Origin of the sequence: Agromyces sp. MMS24-K17, assembly GCF_043950245.1 — a bacterium.
Taxonomy (GTDB): domain Bacteria; phylum Actinomycetota; class Actinomycetes; order Actinomycetales; family Microbacteriaceae; genus Agromyces.
The window spans coordinates 1452551-1473038 of record NZ_CP171640.1 but is presented as its reverse complement, the minus strand read 5'-3'; the positions used below and the strand labels follow the sequence as shown (position 1 = coordinate 1473038).

Below are 20488 nucleotides of genomic sequence, written 5' to 3'. Positions count from 1 at the left end.
GCCGTCGGCGCCGCAGCTCAGCCGCCGGCGCCGCGGCTCAGCCCCCGCCGTCGCCCCCGCCTCCGCCGCCGTCGAAGCCGCCGAAGCCCCCGCCGTCGAAGCCTCCGCCACCGCCGTCGAACCCGCCACCGCCGCCGTCGCCGAAGCCGCCGTCGTAGGCGGTCGCCGCGCCCCAGCCGGCGCCGCCGTCGCCGCCGGCCAGGTAGCCGCCGCCCCAGCCGCGCGTGTCGTAGAGCAAGGGCACGCCGAAGCGCGAGTCGTCGCCGCGGGCGAACGACCGGCCGCCGACGCGGATCGGCTGCGACAGCTGGGCGGTGACGAGCGCGAGGCACGAGCCGAACCGCTCGGCTGTGAACGGCACGGTCGATCGGTACCAGGAGGGCGCGGTGCCCGCCTCCTCGCCCCGGCGCCCGACGGCGTCGACGACCGAGGGCTCGCCGAACAGGATCGCCCAGGGCAGCATCCGCTCCCCCGCCGCGACCGTCTCGACCTCGACCTCCGCGACGTCGCGGCGCAGGTCGTTCGCCCGCGCGCGCAGTACGAGGCCCGCGCCGTTCAGCGGGATGAAGCGGGGCAGCAGCACCCGCAGCGCCCCGGCGGCCGCCGCGATCCCGATCGCGCTCCAGGCCACCGAATCGCTCGTCGCCTCGCGGATCGTCAGCGACAGCGCACCGAGAACGAGGCCCATCACGCTGCCGAGCGTCGCGAGCCGGAAGCGGGCCGACGGCCGCGGCTCGCGGTACAGCTCTGCGGCGTCGTGGAACCGCCGCTGCGTCATCGACCGGAGCATCGCGTTGCCGGTGACCACGCGGTCGAGGTCGACCGTCGCCCCCGGGCGCGGCCGCGTGGTGGGTCCGGTCTGGCCCGGCGCGAGCATGGCCGCGAGGGTTCCGTCCTCAGGATCGCCCGGTTCGGTCGCGAGCGACACGGCCGAGGGTTCGGTCGAGGCGACCAGGAGGCGGATGCGTCGCGCCGCGTCCTGCGCTTCGTCGCCCGGTTCGCGTCGGTCGTGGATCGCGAGCGTGCCGTCGACGGCGAGCTGCAGCACGGTCGCGGCGAGCCACCGCGCGGATGCCTCGCCCGAGACGAAGGCGACCGGCACGATGCCCGCCGTCATCGGGTCGGTGGTGCCGAACCCCTGCTCGGTCGGCTTCCGCAGCCAGGCGACGAGGAGGCTGCCCATCGCGACCGCGGCGAGCAGCGCCCCGGCGAGGGCGATCACCGGCAGCACCGCGATGCCGAGGGTGCTGCTTGCGGGGGACAGGAGGTCGGGTACACGCTCCATGACCGGAGGCTACTCCTGCCGGGGTGGGAGCGGTATCACCCGCGATCGGGGGAGGGGTCTCGATACGCGTCCTCGCTGCGCTCGGGCGCTACTCGACCGACGGGGGCGACGAACGCCAAGGGGGCGACGCGAACGTGGCGTTGCGCGCCCAGAGGGCGTCGATGAGGCGCACGGCGTAGCGGAGCCGCTCCTCGGGAGCGCCGCGCAGCAGCACCCACGACGCGTCGCGGCGGGTCAGCTCGTCGACGAACCATCCGTTCATGTCGGCGCGGATGTGCTCGCCGTCGCGCCAGCCGTCCTGGAAGAAGGGCACGCCGACGTGGTCGGTGACGAGGTACACGTCACGGGGCGGCAGCCGATCGGTGCCGAAGCGGTGCGTCTCGTCGGAGGTCGCACCGAGGTACCGCCGCTCCCACAGCTCGGTCGCGAACGCGTCGGTGTCGGCGATGACGAGCGGGCAGGCCATCGCGGCGGCGTCCTCGAGCTCGTTCTGGCGTTCGGCGATGCGGGCGAAGTGCTCGGGCAGCCAGACGAGGTCGTCCATCGCGACCTCGCGGCCGAGCCGCTCCTCGGTCTCGGCGTGCAGCTCGTAGGTGAAGTCGCGGCCGTACTCGGGCACGACGGGCATCGCCGCGAAGCCGTTCGCCCGGTAGTGGTCGACGAGCGCGGTCGTGAGCGTCGTCGTGCCGGTCGACTCCGCGCCGGTGACGATGACCCGCGTCGCGAGGTCGAGCCGAGCCGCCGGGGCGACCTCGCTCCAGCGGCCCGCGAGGTCGGCGCGGATCGCGGTGCCGCTGATCGGATGCCCCTCCCGCGCGACGTCGTAGGCGCGGTGCTCGGCACCGAATCGGGCGGCGAGCTCGACCCCGTACGGCTCGGAGGAGAACACCGCCGTCGGCGCCGGCCGCCCGGCCGCTGCGAGCGCGGCCCGCATGATCGCGACGTTCGCGACCCACGCGATCTCGGTGCCGTATTCCTCGGGCGCATCGCACCGCACCGCGAGCACCTCGACGTGGCCGAGTTCGGCGCCCGCCGCCGCGAGCTCGGCGCGCAACCAGTCGGCGCGTCGCTCGTGCGACCCCGACTCGAACACGGTGCCCAGGACGATGACGGTGAGGGCGGCCGATTCGGATGCCGCGAAGCGCACGAGACCGAGGTGGCCGGCGTGCAACGGGTAGAACTTGCCGATGACGAGTCCGTGCGCGGTCATGCGCGGACCGCCGCCGCGCGCGTGTGCTCGGTGCCGGCTTCGACGTCGACCGGATCGCTCGGGGCATCCATGCCGTGTCCGGCATACGCGGCGCGCTGGGCCCGCAGCTCGCGGGTCCAGCCGCGGAGGCCCCACACGCAGAGGGCGAGGAACCCGGTGTAGAGGAGGGCCGTGAGCCAGAGCCCCTTGACGAGGTAGAGCGGCACCGACACGACGTCGACGGCGATCCACACCCACCACTGCTCGATGAGCTTGCGGGCCTGGCCCCAGGTCGCCAGCAGCGAGAACGCGAGCACGAAGGCGTCGGGCCAGGGCACCGCCGAGTCGGTCTCGGCGGCGAGCAGCAGCGCGACCGCGACCGTGGCGACGACCGCGGCGACGAGCCCGAGCACGACCTCGACCCGGCCGGCGCGGCGGATCGGCAGCCGGATGCCACCGACGCGGCGGCGGTGCCAGTTGATCCACCCGTAGACGCTGAGCGCCGCGAAGACGACCTGCAGCGTCGCGTCGGCGTAGAGGCCGACGCCGAGGAACAGGGCGAAGAAGGCGGCGTTGTTGACCAGGCCGAGCGGCCAGTTCCAGATGCTCTGCCGGGCGACCGCCAGGACGCACAGGGCGCCCGTCACGAATCCGATCGCCTCGACCACGGTGACGGGCTGGTCGGCGATCGCGAACAGCGGCCAGGTGAGCAGGTCGGTCAGGGTCATGCGGTTCCTTCGGGTCGTGCGCGGCGTTCCGACGACGCGGTCCTCCGACACGGTATGACACTTCCGCCTCGGGCACGGCGCGCGGCAGACTCGGACCGGACGACGCGACGAGGAGGCTGCGATGGCGACCCACGACCCGGGGCACGAGACGGTGGCGGTCACGGGGGCGTCCGGGCGGATCGGGCGACTCGTCGTCCCGCTGCTCGACCGGCCCGGCCGGATGCTGCGACTCGTCGACACCGACCTGCCCGATCGCGTGGAGGACGGCCCGTGGGGCGAGGCATCCGCCGCGCTCGACCCCGGACGGGTGGAGCTCGTCCGCGCGTCGATCGAGGACGACGACGCGATCCGCGCGGCGCTCGACGGCGCCGACGCCGTGCTGCACCTGGCGGCCCTCGCGACGGAGCAGCCGTGGGCCGACCTCGTGCGGGTCAACATCGACGGCACGCAGAAGGTGCTCGAGGCCGCACGCCTCGGCGGCGCGCGGAGCGTGCTGCTCGCGAGCAGCATCCACGCGGTCGGGTTCGCCGACCCGGCGGAGGCCGCGGCCACCGAGGTGCTCGTACCGCGCCCCGACACGTACTACGGCGTCACGAAGGCGGCGCTCGAGGCCCTCGGCAGCCTCTACGCCGACCGCTTCGGGATGAGCATCGTCTCGGCGCGGATCTGCGCGTTCACCCTCGCGCCGGGCCCCGGTCGGGGCCTGTCGCACTGGCTCTCGCCCGGCGACACCGCTCGCCTCTTCGAGGCGGCGATCGCGCTCGACGACGGCCGGCACCACATCGTGTGGGGCGTGTCGGCGAACGCGCCCGGCGGCTTCGACCTGCGGGCGGGCCACGCCATCGGGTTCGAACCGCAGGACGACACGATCGCGTTCCTCACCGCGCGCGACGGCGCGCCGCCCGAGGTGCCGGAACGCCCCGGCCCGATCGGGGGCGAGTTCACGTCGCCCGAGCACCCGCTCGGCGAGGCGTGGTGACGCGGAGTGATCCTCAGCCGCGCGGCGGGGCGACGGCGGGGCGGGGCGGGGCTCAGCCGCGCGGCCACCACGCCGGCATGAGGTCGAGCACGCGGGCCGAGGCATCCGCCGTGTCGTCGTCGTCGCCGAGCGCCCACGCCTCGATCACGCCGACGAGGCCGCCGGCGATGAACGCGGCCGCCTGCTCGATCGCGGCATCCGTCGCGGGAGCGCCGGGCACGCCCTGCGCGCGCCAGACCTCGAGCGCGAGGCGGGCGCGACGGCGCTGCTGGTCCTCGAGCGCGATGCGGAAGACCCCGCGCGTCGCCGGGCCGAACAGGGTCCGGTAGCCGGCGCGCTCCTCGGCGATGTGCGCGAGGATCGCCCGCATCGACGCGAGGTAGCGGCGCGCCACGTCGGGCGAGGACTCGCCGGCCGGGTCGACCTCGACGGCGGCGATGCGGTCGATCCCCTGGCTGAACTCGGCGAGCGCGAACTCGGCGACGCCGTCGAAGTGGCCGTAGAACGTGGTGCGGTGCACGCCGGCCTCGCGGCACAGCTCGGCCACGGTGATCTGGTCGAGCGGCGTGCGTTCGAGCAGCCGCACGAGCGCCTCGGCGAGCGCGTGCCGGGTGCGCAGCTGCCGCGGATCGACGCGGATCGCGTCGGTCGCAGCGGAGTGCGCGGCAGGGTGCGTGGCCATGCGATCAGGGTAGCGACGGGCGTGCGGATGCCCCGCGCGAGCCGGCGGCCTGGGACCTCCGCCGTCGGTGCTCGCGCGGGGCATCCGCGTCGTCCGTGCTCGACCCGGGTCAGGCGTCGTAGTGCGCGAGACCCGCGGTCTCGCCGCCGTCGGCGACGAACTCGGCGCCGGTCGAGAAGCTCGACTCGTCGCTGGCGAGGAACAGGATGAGGTTCGACAGCTCGATCGGCTCGCCGACGCGGTGCAACGCGACGTGGTTCTGCGGGGTGTCGAGCGCGTCGGTCATCGGCGTGCGGATGACGCCCGGGTGCACCGAGTTCACGCGGATGTTGTAGCGGCCGAGGTCGAGGGCGGCGTTCTTGGAGAGGCCGCGCACGCCGTACTTCGCGGCGTTGTAGCCGGGCAGCGCCTCGTAGCCCTGGAGGCCGGCGGTCGACGAGATGTTGATGATCGAGCCCTTGCCCGACGCCTTCAGGGCGGGGATCGCGGCCTTGATGCCGTAGAAGACGCCGGTGAGGTTGATCGCGATGATCTGGTCCCATGCCTCGAGGGTGTACTCCTCGATGGGGCCGAAGTTCGCGATGCCGGCGTTGTTGACGAGCACGTCGAGCCGGCCGAACTCGGCGACGGCTACCTCGACGGCCCGCTCCCAGTCGGCGATCTTCGTGACGTCGAGGTGGACGTAGCGGACGGCGTCGCCGAGCTCGGCGGCGAGCGCCTCGCCCTCGGCGTCGAGCAGGTCGCCGATGACGACCTTGGCGCCCTCCTCGACGAGCAGGCGGGCGTGGGAGGCGCCCATGCCGCGGGCCCCGCCGCTGATGAGGGCGACCTTGCCGGAGACGCGTGCCATGTCATGACCTTTCGTTCGGGCCCGGGAGGTGGCCCGGGCGAGAGGTCGGCATCGGCGCGGGTTCCTGACTCGTGTGCGGTGTCGACCTCGGTGTCTGATCGCTCTAATCTACACCTGTAGAGCAGATGCGGGACGTGCCGAGGCCCCGCTCCCACCGGACTCGGAGGTTCGCGGCGGCCGCTACCGCCCCGGGCGGGTCAGCGACGCGCGCTCCGCCTCGTAACGGCGGCGTCCCATCAGCCGCCACGCCAGCCGCGCGGGCGCCGGCAGGTGCTCGCGCTGCCACGCCTCGCCGCCGTCGGGCTGCGCTGCGAGGATCGCCCCGAGCTGCGCCCACGACTTCCCCTTCGGCGTCGCGCGCCGCCCGTGCTCCGAGAACCAGCGGATCTCCTGCGGCGTGATCGTCATCTCCATCACGGGCACGATGTTCGCCTCCTCGTCGGGCAGGTGCACCTCGAGGGCCGCATTGATCCCGTCGAGCGCGGCGAGCACGGCGGATGCCTCGGCCGCGCGCCCGTGCTTCCGCCACGCCGGCAGCGCCGCATCGAGGGCGTCGAGGTGCACGAGCATCGCCGCGTGCTGCGCCTGCATCCGGGCCACGTGCGTGGCGCACCTCGGCGCCCGCTGCACCAGCGCACCCCACAGCCGCGAGTCCTCGCCCTCGTGGTGCGCGTGCAGTCCCACGGCGAGCATGTCGAGGTGCCCGCCGACGGCATCGGCATGGCTCGCGTCGCCCTCGGCGACGCCGCGCACCAGCGACGGCGCCTCGGCGAAGCCGGCGCGGAACATCCGGTGGATCTCGATCATCCCGCTCGCGTCGCAGGTCCGATCGTCGGGGCTGCCGTCATCGCCGGGCAGGGAACCGCTCGCGGGCAGTGGGGTGGCAGGCATGGGGGACCTCCCTCGGGTTTCGACGACGTCGTCGACGCTCGCAACCTACGCCCGCTCCGCCGGAGCGGCAACCGCCCTCGCTAGGCTCCCAGCGTGTCCATCCTGCCTGCGGTCGTCCTCGCCGCCGCGATCGCCGTCGTCCTGCTCGCGTGCGCCATCACCGCTCGCGTGCGCGACGGGCGCCTGCCCCGCTCCCTCGTCGTCGAGTACGCGCCGCGGCGCGGGTCGACCGTCGTCGGCGACGCCGTCCTCGCCGGCCGCGAGCGCCGTGCCGCGACCGCCGGCCTCCTCGACCTCGCCGTGCGGCGCAAGGTGCGCCTCATCGCCGACACGTCGAGCGGGAAGCGCGCGACCGTGGCCGTCGAGCTCGTCGAGGGCGCGACCTTCGACGCTCGCGAGGCCCTGCTGCTCGAGGCCCTGTTCGGCCCGGGGCATCCCGGCCATCGCGTCCGCCGCTTCTCGAAGGACGGCCGCGCGGTCGGCCGCCGGCTGCGCGAGTTCGCCGACCGCGAGGTGCGGGAGCTCACCCGGGCCGGCCTCGTCGACGGCCGCACCGCCGGCCGCTCCGTTTTGCGCTGGATCGCCTCGCTCATGCTCGTCATCGCGATCTGGCCGATCGGCCTGGCGCTCATCGACGGCAGCGGCCTCGAGCTCGGCATCGCGATCGGCACACTCGCGGCGATCATCGCCGCCCTCGCGGTCACGCCGGCCGGCCGGCCGCACCGGTTCACGTCCGCCGCCCTCCCCTGGCGGCAGCACCTCGACGGCATCCGCCAGTACCTCACGGTCGCCGAGGCCGACCGGCTGCGCGCCCTCCAGTCGCCGCAGGGCGCGGAGCTCGCCGACGTGCCCGCCGACCTGCGCGAGGTGCTCGACACCGACGCCGGCCGGTTCCGCCTCAACGAGCGGCTGCTGCCGTACGCGGTGCTGTTCGGCATCGAGCGGGAGTGGGTCGCGCACCTCAGGCTCCAGTACAGCGAGCTCGGCGACACGTCGCTCGCGACCCTCGGCGACGCGCTCGAGGTCACGAGCGACCTCTTCCTCCTCGCCGACGCGCTCGGTTCGATGGTCGAGCTCGGGCTCGCGGTCGGCGACCTGGTGGATGCCTCGGGCGGCGTCGTCGAGGCCGTCGGCGGGGCGTTCGACTTCCTGGGGAGCCTCGCGCCGTAGGAGCATCCGTCGCGGGATCAGCCGAGCTCGCCCGCCTGCCGCAGCCAGTACCGCACCGTCGATTCCGGGATGCGCAGCTCCTTCGCGATCCGGGCGACCGCCGCGTCGCTGTCGCCGAGGCGCCGCGCGAGCTCGGCGAAGCGGGCGACGATGCGGTCCTGCAGGGTCGGCCCGCTGAAGTCGAGCGTCGCCCGGGTCGAGCCGTCGGCGGCGACGGTCACCGGGAACGTGCGACGGACCCCGTCGACCTCCGCGCGGATGAACGCCGGCCCCGGCGGGAGCCATAGGTAGGCGCTCCCCCGCGCCGTTGCCAACGCCTCGTACCCGGTCGGCGCCCCGGCCGCGTCGACCACGACGAGCCGCGGGCCCGGCACCACCGGTCGACCGCCCTTCACCACCGCGACGTACGCCTGCGAGAGCGGCGTCGGGCCCGCGACCGGCCGCGGATCGATCGCCGCGGCGCGGTCGCTGCCGTACACCGAGCCGCCGAGGATCTCGATGCGTCCGCTGCGGATCGAGTCGACGTCCACCGACGGCACGCCGGAGATCGTCACGCTGCCGCGCTTCGCCACATCGCCGAGGCCAGTGCCGCTCGCGCCCCAGGCCGAGGCGATCACGCGACCGCCTCGGATGTCGACGACGGCGGAGCCGCCGCGGTTCCCGGTGCCGATGCCCGAGCCCGAACGGCTCTCCGCGGAGACCCACTGCCCTTCGTCGGCGGGAAGGTCGATCGTCACGACGCCGTCGCCCTCGGCGCCGCCGCCGATGCCCGCACCCACCACCGACCGGCCTTCCGCGATGCCGCCGAGGACGGTCACCCGGCCCACGCCGCGAACGCCGCCGCCGATCCCGGCGGCGTTGACGGGACTCGATTCCGAGTACGCGCCGCCGAACACCCGTCCGCCGGTCACGACGACGGTGGCATCGCCGTCGGCGCCACCCACGCCGGCAGCGTGCACGCTGAAGCCCTGGACGTAGCCGCCCTCGATCCGGATATCGCCGCTCGGGCCGGATCCGGGCCGGGCGCCGATGCCCGCTCCATCGGAGCCCCCTGCGTACAGGTACGCGCCTTGCTCCTCACCGCGGATCGTGAGCCTGGCGTCGGAGGGCACGAACAACCCGGCGCCGGGGGCGTCGTCGCCGCCGAGGTACAGCCCGTACCGGACGAGGTCGATCACGACGTCCGCCCCCGCCCCGAGCTCGGCGGGCGGACATTCCGCGAACGTCGCGCCGATCGTCCGCGTGAGCACCACGGTTCCAGACGTCTCGAGCGCCTCGGCGAACTCCCCGCAGGTGCCGACCGGTCGGACCGACGCGACCTCCGCGGCGGCCGGCGCCGCGATGCCGAGTGTCACGGCGACCGCCGCGGTGGCCCCGATCGCGATCCGACGCGTGCCGTGCGCGCGCACCTTCCCAACGCCCATGTCCGCCCCCCAACGGTCCAACGTCGGGGGCACGCTAGGGCAGTCGGGCGGGCGCCGCAAGCGACCGGAGATGAACTTCCGGATTCGCCGCGGCTTCGCACGGTTGCGCCCGCCGCGCCCGTCGGTCGTGCTCGGGCGGGCGTCGCGCTAGGCTCGCGACCAGTGACACGGGGTGCCGTGCGTTCCGCACGGCTGAGAACACACCCGTCGAACCTGATCTAGTTCGGACTAGCGAAGGGATGTCGCCATGCGCGCACGCCTCTCCATCGACCCTGCCCAACGGACGGATGCCTGGGAGGACGCCGCGGCGCTCCTCGAACGGCTCCGCGCCACGACCCCGCTGACGCACTGCATCACGAACAGCGTCGTCACGAACTTCACCGCGAACGCGCTGCTCGCCATCGGCGCGGCACCAGCGATGGTCGACATCGTCGGCGAGGCCGGGCCGTTCGCCGGCGTCGCCGGCGGCCTGCTCGTGAACCTCGGCACGCCGAACCCCGAGCAGCGCGAGGCCGCCCGGGAGGCCGTCGCCGCCGCGACCGCGGCCGGCACGCCGTGGGTGCTCGACCCCGTCGCGATCGGCGCCCTGCCGATCCGCACGGCGCTCGCGCACGAGCTGGTCGCGCTCCGGCCGACCGCGATCCGCGGCAACGCGTCGGAGATCCTCGCCCTCGCGGGCACCGGCGCCGGCGGCCGCGGCGTCGACGCCGCCGACTCGACCGATGCCGCCGCCGAGGCGGCCGCGCACCTCGCCACGACGTTCGGCTCGGTAGTCGCCGTCTCGGGGCCGGTCGACCTCATCACCGACGGCACCCGCGTCGCGCGGATCGCGAACGGCGACGCGCTGCTCACCAGGGTGACCGGCGGCGGCTGCGCGCTCGGCGCGGTCACGGCCGCGTTCCTCGGAGCCGCGCGGGCGGCTCGGGCCGAGGGCGACGCGGGCGTCGACGAGTTCTCCGCCACGGTCGCGGCGACCCTGGCGTACACGGTCGCGGCCGAGCTCGCGACGGCCGGCGACCGGCCGGGGCCGGGCACGTTCGCCGCCCGGTTCCTCGACGCGCTCGCGAGCGTGGACGCCGCCGACCTCCGCGCCCGGGCGCACGTGACCGTGACCACCTCGGTGCCGCGGTCCGACGTCGTGGCCGCCGACGGGACCGCCGCGTGAGCGCCCGCACCGCGCTCGACCTCTCGCTCATGCTCGTCACCGACGCCGCCCTGTGCGGCGACCGCGGCGTGGCCGCCGTCGTCGCCGAGGCGGTCGCGGGCGGCGTGCGCACGGTCCAGCTGCGCGACAAGGATGCCTCCGACGCCGACGTGCTGCGGCAGCTCGCCGAGCTCGCCGAGGCGATCGACGGCCGGGCGGCCCTCCTCGTGAACGACCGGCTCGATGTCGCCGTCGCGGCACGCGCACGGGGCATCCGCGTCGACGGGGTGCACCTCGGGCAGGGCGACGCGTCGCCGGTCGCGGCGCGCGCCGCCCTCGGCCCCGACGCGATCGTCGGCCTCACGGCGAACACGCCGGCGCACCTCGCCGAGGTCGCACGGATGCCCCGCGGCACGGTCGACCACCTGGGCGTCGGCGTGATCCGCCCGACGACGACCAAGCCCGACCACCCGCCGGCACTCGGCGTCGACGGCTTCGCCCGCCTCGCCGCGGCGGCCGAACTGCCGTGCGTCGCGATCGGCGGCATCCGCGTGACGGATGTCGCGCCCCTCGTCGAGGCGGGCGCCGCAGGCGTGGCCGTGGTGTCGGCGATCTGCGCCGCACCCGACCCGCAGGCGGTGTCGGTGTCGTTCGCGGCGGCGTGGGCGGGAGCGGTCCCCGCCGACCGGTGGTCGAGTAGGGAGCGCAGCGACCGTATCGAGACCCCGACCGCCGCCCCTCGCCCGGCGGCGAAGGCGCAGGTGCCCCTCGTGCTCAGCATCGCCGGCAGCGACCCGTCCGGAGGGGCCGGCGTCCAGGCCGACCTCAAGTCGATCTCGGCGGTCGGCGGCTACGGCATGGCCGCGATCACGGCCCTCACCGCGCAGAACACCCGCGGCGTACGCGGCGTGCACGTGCCGCCGGCCGCGTTCCTCGCCGAGCAGCTCGACGCGATCGCCGACGACATCCGCGTGGACGCGGTGAAGGTCGGCATGCTCGCGAACGCCGACGTCATCCGCACCGTCGCCGACTGGCTCGGCCGCGTGCGGCCGCCCGTCGTCGTGCTCGACCCCGTGATGGTGGCCACGAGCGGCGACCGCCTGCTCGACCCCGACGCGGAGCGGGCGCTGCGCGACCTGCTCCCCCTCGCCGACCTGGTGACGCCGAACGTCGCCGAGCTCGCCGTGCTCGCCGACGCCGAACCCGCGACCACCTGGGCGGGTGTCATCGCGCAGGCCGAAACCGTCTCGGCCGGATACGGCGTGCGAGTGCTCGCGAAGGGCGGCCACCTCCTCGGCGACGACGCTCCCGACGCGCTCGTCGACGCCGCGACGGCGACCATCGTCGAGTTCCCGGGCGACCGCATCGCGACCACCGCGACCCATGGCACCGGCTGCTCGCTCTCGTCGGCGATCGCGACGCTCCGCGCCGCGCGCGGCGACTGGGAGCCGGCGGTCGCCGAGGCCCGGCGCTGGCTGCGGGAGTCGCTGCGCCACGGGGAGTCCCTCGGCGTCGGGTCCGGGCACGGCCCGGTGCACCACTTCGCGGGCCTCTGGTCGCGCGGCGGCACCGCCACCGCGCCGACACCGGCAGAGGTGGAACAGGAGTGGTGGGCGGGCATCGCCGACGTCCGACAGGCGATCGACGCGCTGCCGTTCATCCGCGGGCTCGCCGACGGCACCCTCGACCGCGGCCCGTTCACGGCGTACCTCGCGCAGGACGCGCTGTACCTCCGCGACTACGCCCGCGTGCTCGCCGAGGCCGCGCGGCTCGCGCCCGACCCGGCGGCCCAGGCGTTCTGGGCGAACTCGGCGCACGGGTCGATCGTCGGCGAGCTCGAGCTGCACGAGCGGTGGCTCGTCGGGGCATCCGACGGCGCCACCGCGCCCGGTGCTCCCGGGGCCTCCACCGACGCGGTGCGCGCGGCCGAGACGTTCGCGGCCGAGCCCGTGGCCGCCACCACGGCGTACCTCGACCACCTGCTCGCGACCGCGCAGCGCGGCGAGTACCCGGTGCTGGTCGCCGCGCTGCTGCCGTGCTTCTGGCTGTACACCGACCTCGGGGCCAGGCTCGCCGCGGGCGACTTCGGCGAGGCGGCACGCCGGCCGGAGCATCCGTACGCGTCGTGGCTCGAGACGTACGCCGATCCCGCGTTCGCCGTCGCGACCCGCGAGGCGATCGCGATCACGACGACCGCCGCGTCGCGCGCGACGCCCGAGGTGCGCGAGCGGATGCGTCGCGCGTTCCGCATCTCGTCCGAGCACGAGCTGGCGTTCTTCGCGGCGCCGCTCGTCGGCGCGGTCGCCGCGGAGGTGACCGCGTGAGCGGCGGCACGATCGTCGCCGGCGCGCCGGTCGGATCGCCCGACGGCGACGCCGGGCGGCCGGACCGTGCAGGCGAGCCGGGCGGAACGGGCGGGACACGCGGGACGGGCGACGGTGCGCCCGCACGCCGGGCCGTCGTCGCGGCCTCGTTCGGCACGGTGCTCGAGTGGTACGACTTCTTCCTCTACGGCACCGCGGCGGCGCTCGTCTTCCCGGCGCTGTTCTTCCCGGCCGCCGACCCGCTGACGGGCATCCTCCTGTCGTTCGCCGTGTACGCGACCGGGTTCGTGGCCCGACCGCTCGGCGGACTGCTCGCCGGGGCGCTCGGCGACCGGCACGGGCGACGGCGGGTGCTGTTCGCCACGCTCCTCGTGATGGGCCTCGCGACCGCCGCGATCGGGCTGCTCCCGACGTACGCGCAGGTCGGCGCGATCGCGCCCGCCCTGCTCGTCGCGCTGCGCCTGCTGCAGGGACTCGCGACCGGCGGCGAGTGGGGCGGCGCGGTGCTGCTGGCGCTGGAGCACGCGAGGTCGGGGCGGGGCATCCGCGGCGGGTTCGTGTCGAGCGCGGTCTACGTCGGCCTCGTGCTCGGCAACCTCGCGTTCGTCGTGCTCGTCGCGCTGCTCGACGAGGAGGCGCTGCTCGCGTGGGGCTGGCGCGTGCCGTTCCTCGCGAGCCTCGTGCTGCTCGGCGTCGGCGCGTACCTGCGGTTCCGCGTCGACGAGACGCCCGAGTTCGTCGCCCTAGCGCAGAACGACCGGCGCGCCCGGCGACCGCTCGTGGCCGCCCTGCGGCAGCCGCGGAACGTCGTGGCCGTGTTCCTCGTGCGGGTCGGCCAGAACACGAGCTTCTACGTCATCTCGGTGTTCTGCCTCGGCTACGCCGCGACCGTGCTCGGGCTGGAGCGCTGGGTCACGCTTACGGCGCTCCTCGTCGGCGCGACGGTCGCCGCCGTGCTCTGCCCGTTCTGGGGCGCGCTGGGCGACCGCATCGGGCCGGGGCGGCTCATCACCGCGGCGCTCGTCGGACTCGGCCTGCTCGCCGTCCCGCTGTTCGCCGTGCTCGACACCGGGTCGGCCGTGCTCGTCATCGCCGTGATCGCGCTCGCGATCGGCGGGGTCAACGCGGCCGGCGACGGCGCGCAGCCGACCTACTTCACCTCGCTGTTCGATCCGAGCGTCCGGTACTCGGGCATCTCGATCGGGCGCGAGGCGGCATCGATCGTCGGCGGCGGGCTCGCGCCGCTCGCGGCGACCGCGCTCGTGGCGTGGGCCGGCCACTGGTGGCCCGTCGCCGCGATGATGGTCGTCGCCGCGGCGCTCGGCGTCGTGGGGGCGCGGCTCGGGCGGCCGGTCGGGGCGACCGCGGACTGATCACGGCGCACGTCTCGCGTCCTCGGGACGCGGATGAGGAGGAATTCCGGGAGAGGCCGCGTGTCGGGTGCCGACACGCCGACCTCGGTCGGATTCCTCCTCATCCGCGAAGGGGGCCGGCGGCAGGCGTCGGGTGCAGCCCGGCGTCGGGTGCAGCCCGGCGTCGGGGCTCGCCGTCAGTCGGCGCCGAGCACCAGGCGGGCGCGACGGGATGCCTCGACCAGGCGCTGCTGCGCATCGTGGTCGAGGCGCCGGAGGCGCCACGGCGCGGTCTCGTCGGCGAGGTCGGCGAGCAGCACGCGGCGGGCGACCGGGTGCCGGGCGACGCGCGCGTGGTACTCGTCGTCGGATGCCTCGCCCGCACGGGTGAGCACGCGGACCACCTCGATCACTTCCGGGGCGACGCCGGCCTCGGCGAGCTCCCGCTCGGTCAGGTCGCTGCGCTCGAGCACGCCGTGCAACCAGGCGGCCGCGGTCTCGACCGGCTCGGCGACCGGGTCGAACGCCTCGGCGACCCGGCCCGGGTGGTCGATGTAGGCGGCGCCGACGCGGTCCTCCTGACCGCGGTGGGCGACGAACGCGATGCCCTTGGCGAGGCCCACCTGCGACCAGGCGTCGGCCTCGGCCTTGGCGTCGGCCGGCAGGGTCGCGGCGGCCTGCGCCGGTGCGGGGGCGACGTGTCCCGGCTGCTGGGACTGCGGGAAGGCCTCGGTCGTACCGTGCATCACAGCTTCGAACTCCTCGATCATCCGACTCAACTCCTCGGCGGCGGCCACCTCGGCGGCGTCGTCGTCGGCGGGGGGCTGCCGGTCGCGCGACCGGCGGGTCGGGGGCGGATCGGCCGGCGCCTCGGCGACGACCGGGGGAACAGCGACCGGCACGGCGACCGGGAGAACGGGTGCGGACGGCGCGGCCGGTGCGGGCGACGCGGCCGGCGGGCCCGGCACGGCCGGCGGGGCCGGCACGATCAACGGCACCGGTGGGGTCGCGGGCGGCGCCGGCGCGACCTCCGTCGCATCCGGAGCCGACGCCTCCGCACGCACGGGCACGGGGCCGGAGGCCGATTCGTCGGCGGCGGCGGGCACGGACTCCCCAGCAGGCACGGGTTCCGCGGCAGGCACGGGTTCCTCGGCGGGCACGGGCTCGGCGGGCACGGGCTCCTCCACAGGCGAGGACTCGCCGCCCGGAGTCGCCTCGGCGAGCTCCGCCGGCAGCGGCTCGAGCAGTGCGGTCGGGGCATCCGCCGCGGCCTGGGAGGGGGCATCCGTCGCCTCGGGAGCTTCGCCGCCCTCGGGAGCCTCACCGACGACCTCGCCCCGACGCACCGCCGCGACCGCATCGGCCACCCAGGGGCGCGCGGCCTGCTCGGCCACGGGGTTGCGGCCGCGCACCGGCCGCACGAAGCCGAGCTCGGTCTCGAGGTCGCCCAGCTCGCGGTCGGAGAGTTCGAGGAGCGACCGGGTGCCACTGGCTCGGCGCAGCTCGAACTCGTCCTCGTCGACCTCGTGCATCGCGGCGCCGTCGCGCGTCGTGAAGTAGCGGCGCCGGTCGCCGTCGCTCACCGCGACGATCACCTCGTCGAACTCGCCGCTCGGTTCGAGCGAGCAGAGGTAGTAGCGCTGGATGTCGGCGGTGCGCCGTCCGGGCCGCGTGATCGCGGTCCGCTCGACCGTCGGCCCGGCATCGGCGGGCGTCGGCGCCTGATGGGCGCCGCCCGGCGGGAGCCAGGCGGCGAGATCGGGCACCGGCGCGCCGAAGGCGGGCGAGCGCGCGTCGTCGGCAGGCGTCACTGTGGCTCCGTAGGGGGTTCGACCGGGGGGTCGATCGATCGGGGGTCGTCGGCGGGGGCCGTCACTCGATGCTAGGCCGGGGCCGCGTCGAGCGCACCCTCGCGCGCGGCACGTCGTCGGGTCAGCCCTCGGCGAGCCATCCGTCGAGGGCGGCGCGGAACGCCGCCGGCTGCTCGACCCACGGGTAGTGGCCGCAGTCGGCCAGCATCCGCAGGTCGGCGTCGAGCGCGGCGGCGTACGCCTCGACGGTGCGCACCCCGACGAGGATGTCCCCGTCGCCGCCGATGACGAGGGTCGGCCGGCGCGGCGCGGCGAGGACCCGTTCGCGCGCGTCATCCGGCACGCCCGTGAAGTAGGCGTCGATCGACGCGAGCTCCCAGCCGCCGACCGCGTCGTGCGCCTGCTCGCGGGCGGTCCAGTGGGCGTAGCCGGCTGGGCCCTCGACGACGCGGGCGGCGTCGAACGCGGCCTGGTCGACCGGTTCCGGGCCGGTGAGGGAATCGAGCGCAGCATCCACCGCCGGCTCGTGACGCCGGCGGCCGATCTCGACGCTGTCCCGCTCGGCGTCGACGAGCCAGGCGGCCGCAGGCGTCAGCAGCGCGAGGCGGCGCACGCGGTCGGGGTACCGTGCCTCCGCGGCGAGCGCGAGCCGCGTGCCCGCGGAGTGGGCCATCAGGTCGAACGAGCCGAGCCCGAGGTGGTCGGCGAGGCCGACCAGGTCGTCGGCGTCGGTCCACCAGCCGCGCGAGCGGCCCCCGGTCGTGGGCGTGCCACGGGGGTGCAGCACGACGATCGGGGGCACCTCGCCGGCGCCGGCCAGGTCCTCGAGGTACTCGACGCCGCGGCACGGGCCGCCCGGCACGAAGAGCACGGGCGGCTCCGTCCCGTCGCCGATGCGGTGATAGGCGATCGCGGTGCCGTCGGCGGCGGTGAAGGTCTGCACCCGTCGAGGATACGGACCCCCGCCGTCGCCGCCGTCACTGCTGCATCCGCTCCTGGTGCAGCTCGCCGAGGTTCAGGTCGTCCTGCACGTCGGGCGCGGTGGTGCACACGCCCTCCGGGGCGCGCTCCCGGATCCACGCCGGCATGTGGCAGACCTCGGTGTTGGTCGTCGTGGCGGGCGCATGGACGGTGCCGACCGATCCCGTCCCCTTGCCTGCGGCGCCCGTCAGGTTGCAGCCCGACAGCGCGACGCCGGCGAGCACGAGCGGGACCACCAGCAGGGCGGAACGCGTGTTCATGATGATGACTCCTTCGTCTCCGGCTCGCGTCCGGCGGCCGGCTGAGGCCGACGCTAGGAATCGCCCCGCACGGCCGCATGACGCGGACCGGTCATCTTCGGCGCGGGGCCGGCATAGGCAATTCGCGTCATCGACCGCCGCACGGGGCCGGGGATATCGTGAGGACATGCGGTCCTGGACCGCTCCGGCACTGCCGTCGAGCTGGACGAACACCAGCGCCCCGCCCTTCGTGGCCCGACGCCAGGAACTCCACGTGCTGCGCTCGGCGCTCGCCGACGCCGAGGCCGGTGCCGGGCAGGCGGTGTTCCTCAGCGGCGATCCCGGCACGGGCAAGTCGCGGCTCCTCGCGCGACTGGGCGAGGAGGCGCACGAGGCGGGCGCCGCGGTGCTCGCGGGGGCGTGCATCCAGGAGCTCGGCCGCCCGTTCGAGCCGTTCGACCAGGCACTCGCACCGCTGCTCGACGCGCTCGGCGGCGACGGCGACGGCGACGGCGGCGAGCTCCCCGCCATGGTGCGCGCCGCCCTCACCGCCCGTGACGCCGCGGATGCCCCGCCCATCGCCCAGGACCGGCTGCTCGACGCCGCCGTCGACCTGCTCGTCGACGCGTCCCGCGTGCACCCGATCGTCGTCGTGCTCGACGACCTCCACTGGGCCGGCGAGGACGCGCTGCGGCTGCTCACCCGGCTCGTCGTCGCCGTCGCCGACGCGCGCATCCTCGTGCTGGCCGCGTTCCGGAGCGAACCGCCCGACCGCTCCGACCCGCTCGCGGCGACGGTCGCGCGGCTCACCCACCTCCCCGGCGTACGGCGGCTGCCCCTCCTGCCGTTCGCGCCGACCGACGTGGCGGAGTTCCTCGTGGCGGCCGGCAGCGACATCCCGCCGGTCGAGGGCTCCCGCCCCGCGGACGCCCTCATGGAGCTGACCGGCGGCAACCCGTTCCTCGTCACTGCGACGTGGCGGGAGGTACTCGCCGCCCTCGCGGCCCCCACCGGCCGGATGCGGACGCCCGAATCGGCACTCGAGCTCCTCGCCCCGCGCCTCGCGATGCTGTCGGAGCGCGAGGTCGGCGTGCTGCGCATCGCGGCCCTCCTCGGGCAGGAGGTCGACATCGTCGAGCTCATCGCGATCGCCGACGGCTCCCCCGACGAGACGTTCGAGGCGGTCGACGCGATCGTGCGCAGCGGCCTGCTGGAGGCGCCGGCGCGCCCCGAGGATCCCTACCGGTTCCCGCACGCGATCGCCCGCCAGGTGGTGCTCGACCCGATCCCGCCCTCGGAGGCGACGCGGTTGCACGCGCGCATCGCCCGCACCCTCGAGGCCCGGTTCCCGACGGCGCCCCGGCTGGTGCAGCGGCTCGCCCACCACTACGCCGCGGCCCGCGCGCTCGGCACCGGTGAGCGCGCCGTGACCTACCTGATCCGTGCCGCCGAGTCGGCCGACGTGCGGCTCGCCCACGACGAGGCGGCCGGGTTGTTCGCCCGCGCGGCCGGCCTGTCGTCGCGGGCCGACGAGGTCGTCCGCCTGCGCGAGCGGGCGGCTCGGAGCTGGACGCTCGCCGGCGACTTCGTGAAGGCCCGGGAGCAGCACGCGGCCGTGCTCCAGTCGGGCGACCCGCGGGTGCGCCTGCGGGCGGCGATCGGGTTCGAGGACTCGTCTTGGCGGCCGGGCCTGCACGGCGCGCACGCCGCCGAGCACCTGCGCAACGCGCTCGACGCGGCCGACGTCGACGAGCACGATCCGCTCGCGATCGAGGCGCTGAGCAGCCTCTCCCGTGCGGTCGCCTACACCGGCGACCTCGTCGAGGCGGGCGCCATCGGCGACCGGGCGCTCGCGCTCGCCCGCGAGCAGGACGACGTGCACTGCCTCGCGGCGGTGATCCGCACGCGCATGTGGCACACGCTCCGCCCGGAGGGCATCCGCGACCGGCTCGCCTGGTCGGACGAGCTCGCCGCCCTCCTCACCGACACGGGGCTCATCGAGGACTGGATGGGGCACTGCGGCAGCGTGACCTCCCACGGCGGCTACCTCATCGGCGATGCGGAGGCGATGGCGCGCGCGGAGCGCTGGCTCGAGGCGAGCGCGCAGCGGTTCGGCTCGTTCTGGACGTACTGGGCCGAGTGCGCGCACTTCGGCCGCGCCTTCGCCGATGGGCGGCTCGCCGACGCGAGCCTCGCCCTGGCGAAGATCGTGCGCATCGAGCACCTCTTCCGGTCGGATGCCCCGTCGAGCGCCGGTGCCGTGCAGGAGTACATGCTGCGCCGCGAGACCGGCCGGCTGGCGGGGTTCTCGGCGCTGCTGACGGGCGACGAGCCGGCGACCTCGTCGTGGACGCCCGGCCTGCTCGCGCTGTACACCGAGCTCGGCAAGGAGGCGGGCGCGCGGCGGATGCTGCACTGGATGCTGGAGCACGACGAGGAGCGCGTGCACCTGTCGTCGGACTGGCCGGCCCGGCTCGCCTTCATGGCCGAGGCGGCGGTGGCTCTGCGCGATCGGGATGCCTCGACCGCGCTCCGCCCGCTCGTCGCGGAGTACGCCGGCATGAACCTCGTGTCGGGCTACTTCGTGGCCCAGTTCGGCCCGGCCGACCGCTACCTGGGCGACCTCGACGCCGTCTGCGGCGACGGCGACCCGGCGGCCGCGTACGATCGGGCGTTCACCCTCGCCGACCGGCTCGGCGCACCGATCGACCTCGCGTACACCGCGGCGTCGGCGGCGGCGTTCCACCGTGCGCACGGCGACGTGGCCGAGTCCCGCGCGCTCGCCGATCGGGCGCGGGCGATCGCCGAGCCGCTCGGGCTCGTGCGCGTGCTCCGGGCGCTGCCCGAGGCATCCGCCGCGCCGGGGATCGGCGGCCTGACCGCCCGGGAGACCGAGGTGCTCCGGCTCGTCGCGGCCGGGCTCAGCAACCGCGAGATCGCGAACGAGCTGGTGATCAGCGAGCACACGGCGGCGAACCACGTCCGCAGCATCCTGACCAAGGCGGGCGTGCCGAACCGCACGCGAGCGGCGCGCTTCGCGCGCGAGCAGGGACTGACGTGAGCCGAGCGAGCGGAGCCGGCGCCGCTCAGGCGACCGGCTCGAGCAGCCCGTTCGGCATGACGCGCCCGGTCACCTCGGTGACGACGTCGGCGGGGAGCCCGGCCCGCTGGGCGGCGGCGATGATCGCCTCGATCGACGGTGCTTCGTAGAGGCAGTAGCTGCGCCGGTGGTCGAGGGAGAGGAACGAGTACAGCCAGCGGACGTCCTCCTCATCGTTGATGAGGTTGATGTCGGCGGCGGACTCGACCGGGATCTCCACGGCCTCCGCGTAGTTCCGTTCGATGACGAAGTACGGCATCGGGGCACCTCCTCCGCGCGGTTCGCGGGTCAGGGTACTCCGCTTCCGGGGTCGCGGCCATCGTCCGGGGACGGTCGTCG

Annotated in this window: 17 protein-coding genes and 1 riboswitch; of the genes, 6 read left to right on the top strand and 11 right to left on the bottom strand. The window is 75.4% G+C overall.

Annotated elements, in window-relative coordinates; genetic code table 11:
- Positions 1–37: 37 nt before the first annotated feature.
- The 3 genes from ACGGZK_RS06605 to pnuC form a co-directional block, all read right to left on the bottom strand.
- A complete protein-coding gene (locus ACGGZK_RS06605; RefSeq protein ID WP_395245476.1) occupies positions 38–1285 on the bottom strand; it encodes a hypothetical protein in 1248 nt (415 codons plus the stop codon).
- 88 nt (positions 1286–1373) lie between these two features.
- Positions 1374–2495 carry an AAA family ATPase gene (locus ACGGZK_RS06600; protein ID WP_395245475.1) on the bottom strand — a complete coding sequence of 374 codons (1122 nt, stop codon included), beginning with the start codon at positions 2493–2495 and terminating at the stop codon, positions 1374–1376.
- Positions 2492–3202: a nicotinamide riboside transporter PnuC gene (gene pnuC, locus ACGGZK_RS06595; protein WP_395245474.1), complete on the bottom strand. Its 711-nt coding sequence runs from the start codon at positions 3200–3202 to the stop codon at positions 2492–2494. The genes ACGGZK_RS06600 and pnuC overlap by 4 nt, the downstream gene beginning before the upstream one ends.
- Positions 3203–3323: 121 nt before the next feature.
- Between pnuC and ACGGZK_RS06590 the strand changes: the two genes are divergently transcribed.
- Complete coding sequence (locus tag ACGGZK_RS06590) at positions 3324–4181, top strand: NAD-dependent epimerase/dehydratase family protein (protein ID WP_395245473.1); 858 nt, start codon at positions 3324–3326, stop codon at positions 4179–4181.
- 52 nt (positions 4182–4233) lie between these two features.
- Here ACGGZK_RS06590 and ACGGZK_RS06585 read toward each other — a convergent pair whose 3' ends face one another.
- The 3 genes from ACGGZK_RS06585 to ACGGZK_RS06575 all read right to left on the bottom strand — a co-directional run bounded on the left by ACGGZK_RS06585 (position 4234) and on the right by ACGGZK_RS06575 (position 6604).
- Positions 4234–4863 carry a TetR/AcrR family transcriptional regulator gene (locus ACGGZK_RS06585; protein WP_395245472.1) on the bottom strand — a complete coding sequence of 210 codons (630 nt, stop codon included), beginning with the start codon at positions 4861–4863 and terminating at the stop codon, positions 4234–4236.
- Between the two features lie 109 nt (positions 4864–4972).
- Positions 4973–5713 carry a glucose 1-dehydrogenase gene (locus tag ACGGZK_RS06580; protein ID WP_395245471.1) on the bottom strand — a complete coding sequence of 247 codons (741 nt, stop codon included), beginning with the start codon at positions 5711–5713 and terminating at the stop codon, positions 4973–4975.
- A gap of 180 nt (positions 5714–5893) precedes the next feature.
- Positions 5894–6604 carry a hemerythrin domain-containing protein gene (locus ACGGZK_RS06575; RefSeq protein WP_395245470.1) on the bottom strand — a complete coding sequence of 237 codons (711 nt, stop codon included), beginning with the start codon at positions 6602–6604 and terminating at the stop codon, positions 5894–5896.
- Between the two features lie 93 nt (positions 6605–6697).
- On the opposite strand from ACGGZK_RS06575, the gene ACGGZK_RS06570 reads away from it, so the two are divergent.
- The gene (locus ACGGZK_RS06570) at positions 6698–7774 is read left to right on the top strand and encodes a DUF2207 family protein (RefSeq protein WP_395245469.1); all 1077 of its coding nucleotides are present in this window, start codon (positions 6698–6700) and stop codon (positions 7772–7774) included.
- Positions 7775–7791: 17 nt separating this feature from the next.
- On the opposite strand, the gene ACGGZK_RS06565 is transcribed toward ACGGZK_RS06570, so the two are convergent.
- Positions 7792–9198: a hypothetical protein gene (locus tag ACGGZK_RS06565; protein ID WP_395245468.1), complete on the bottom strand. Its 1407-nt coding sequence runs from the start codon at positions 9196–9198 to the stop codon at positions 7792–7794.
- 158 nt (positions 9199–9356) lie between these two features.
- A riboswitch (TPP riboswitch) is annotated at positions 9357–9455 on the top strand.
- On the opposite strand from ACGGZK_RS06565, the gene thiM reads away from it, so the two are divergent.
- The 3 genes from thiM (at position 9446) to ACGGZK_RS06550 (ending at position 14039) form a co-directional block, all read left to right on the top strand.
- Positions 9446–10363: a hydroxyethylthiazole kinase gene (thiM, locus tag ACGGZK_RS06560; RefSeq protein WP_395245467.1), complete on the top strand. Its 918-nt coding sequence runs from the start codon at positions 9446–9448 to the stop codon at positions 10361–10363. Its footprint overlaps the riboswitch before it by 10 nt.
- Positions 10360–12666 (top strand): bifunctional hydroxymethylpyrimidine kinase/phosphomethylpyrimidine kinase, encoded by a 2307-nt coding sequence (locus tag ACGGZK_RS06555; RefSeq protein WP_395245466.1) that lies wholly within the window; start codon positions 10360–10362, stop codon positions 12664–12666. The genes thiM and ACGGZK_RS06555 overlap by 4 nt, the downstream gene beginning before the upstream one ends.
- Complete coding sequence (locus ACGGZK_RS06550) at positions 12663–14039, top strand: MFS transporter (RefSeq protein WP_395245465.1); 1377 nt, start codon at positions 12663–12665, stop codon at positions 14037–14039. The genes ACGGZK_RS06555 and ACGGZK_RS06550 overlap by 4 nt, the downstream gene beginning before the upstream one ends.
- A 176-nt stretch (positions 14040–14215) precedes the next feature.
- Here ACGGZK_RS06550 and ACGGZK_RS06545 read toward each other — a convergent pair whose 3' ends face one another.
- The 3 genes from ACGGZK_RS06545 to ACGGZK_RS06535 form a co-directional block, all read right to left on the bottom strand.
- Positions 14216–15829: a hypothetical protein gene (locus ACGGZK_RS06545; RefSeq protein WP_395245464.1), complete on the bottom strand. Its 1614-nt coding sequence runs from the start codon at positions 15827–15829 to the stop codon at positions 14216–14218.
- 121 nt (positions 15830–15950) lie between these two features.
- Positions 15951–16772: an alpha/beta fold hydrolase gene (locus ACGGZK_RS06540; RefSeq protein WP_395245463.1), complete on the bottom strand. Its 822-nt coding sequence runs from the start codon at positions 16770–16772 to the stop codon at positions 15951–15953.
- 34 nt (positions 16773–16806) lie between these two features.
- The gene (locus tag ACGGZK_RS06535; RefSeq protein ID WP_395245462.1) at positions 16807–17070 is read right to left on the bottom strand and encodes a hypothetical protein; all 264 of its coding nucleotides are present in this window, start codon (positions 17068–17070) and stop codon (positions 16807–16809) included.
- 166 nt (positions 17071–17236) lie between these two features.
- On the opposite strand from ACGGZK_RS06535, the gene ACGGZK_RS06530 reads away from it, so the two are divergent.
- Positions 17237–20110, top strand: a complete 2874-nt coding sequence (locus ACGGZK_RS06530; RefSeq protein WP_395245461.1) for an ATP-binding protein — start codon at positions 17237–17239, stop codon at positions 20108–20110.
- A gap of 25 nt (positions 20111–20135) precedes the next feature.
- On the opposite strand, the gene ACGGZK_RS06525 is transcribed toward ACGGZK_RS06530, so the two are convergent.
- The gene (locus tag ACGGZK_RS06525) at positions 20136–20408 is read right to left on the bottom strand and encodes a DUF4242 domain-containing protein (RefSeq protein WP_395245460.1); all 273 of its coding nucleotides are present in this window, start codon (positions 20406–20408) and stop codon (positions 20136–20138) included.
- Positions 20409–20488: the final 80 nt, after the last annotated feature.

Coding starts and splice junctions, on each gene's coding strand:
- ACGGZK_RS06605 (WP_395245476.1), bottom strand. CDS start 1,285: ATGGAGCGTGTACCCGACCTCCTGTCCCCCGCAAGCAGCACCCTCGGC.
- ACGGZK_RS06600 (WP_395245475.1), bottom strand. CDS start 2,495: ATGACCGCGCACGGACTCGTCATCGGCAAGTTCTACCCGTTGCACGCC.
- pnuC (WP_395245474.1), bottom strand. CDS start 3,202: ATGACCCTGACCGACCTGCTCACCTGGCCGCTGTTCGCGATCGCCGAC.
- ACGGZK_RS06590 (WP_395245473.1), top strand. CDS start 3,324: ATGGCGACCCACGACCCGGGGCACGAGACGGTGGCGGTCACGGGGGCG.
- ACGGZK_RS06585 (WP_395245472.1), bottom strand. CDS start 4,863: ATGGCCACGCACCCTGCCGCGCACTCCGCTGCGACCGACGCGATCCGC.
- ACGGZK_RS06580 (WP_395245471.1), bottom strand. CDS start 5,713: ATGGCACGCGTCTCCGGCAAGGTCGCCCTCATCAGCGGCGGGGCCCGC.
- ACGGZK_RS06575 (WP_395245470.1), bottom strand. CDS start 6,604: ATGCCTGCCACCCCACTGCCCGCGAGCGGTTCCCTGCCCGGCGATGAC.
- ACGGZK_RS06565 (WP_395245468.1), bottom strand. CDS start 9,198: ATGGGCGTTGGGAAGGTGCGCGCGCACGGCACGCGTCGGATCGCGATC.
- thiM (WP_395245467.1), top strand. CDS start 9,446: ATGCGCGCACGCCTCTCCATCGACCCTGCCCAACGGACGGATGCCTGG.
- ACGGZK_RS06535 (WP_395245462.1), bottom strand. CDS start 17,070: ATGAACACGCGTTCCGCCCTGCTGGTGGTCCCGCTCGTGCTCGCCGGC.
- ACGGZK_RS06530 (WP_395245461.1), top strand. CDS start 17,237: ATGCGGTCCTGGACCGCTCCGGCACTGCCGTCGAGCTGGACGAACACC.
- ACGGZK_RS06525 (WP_395245460.1), bottom strand. CDS start 20,408: ATGCCGTACTTCGTCATCGAACGGAACTACGCGGAGGCCGTGGAGATC.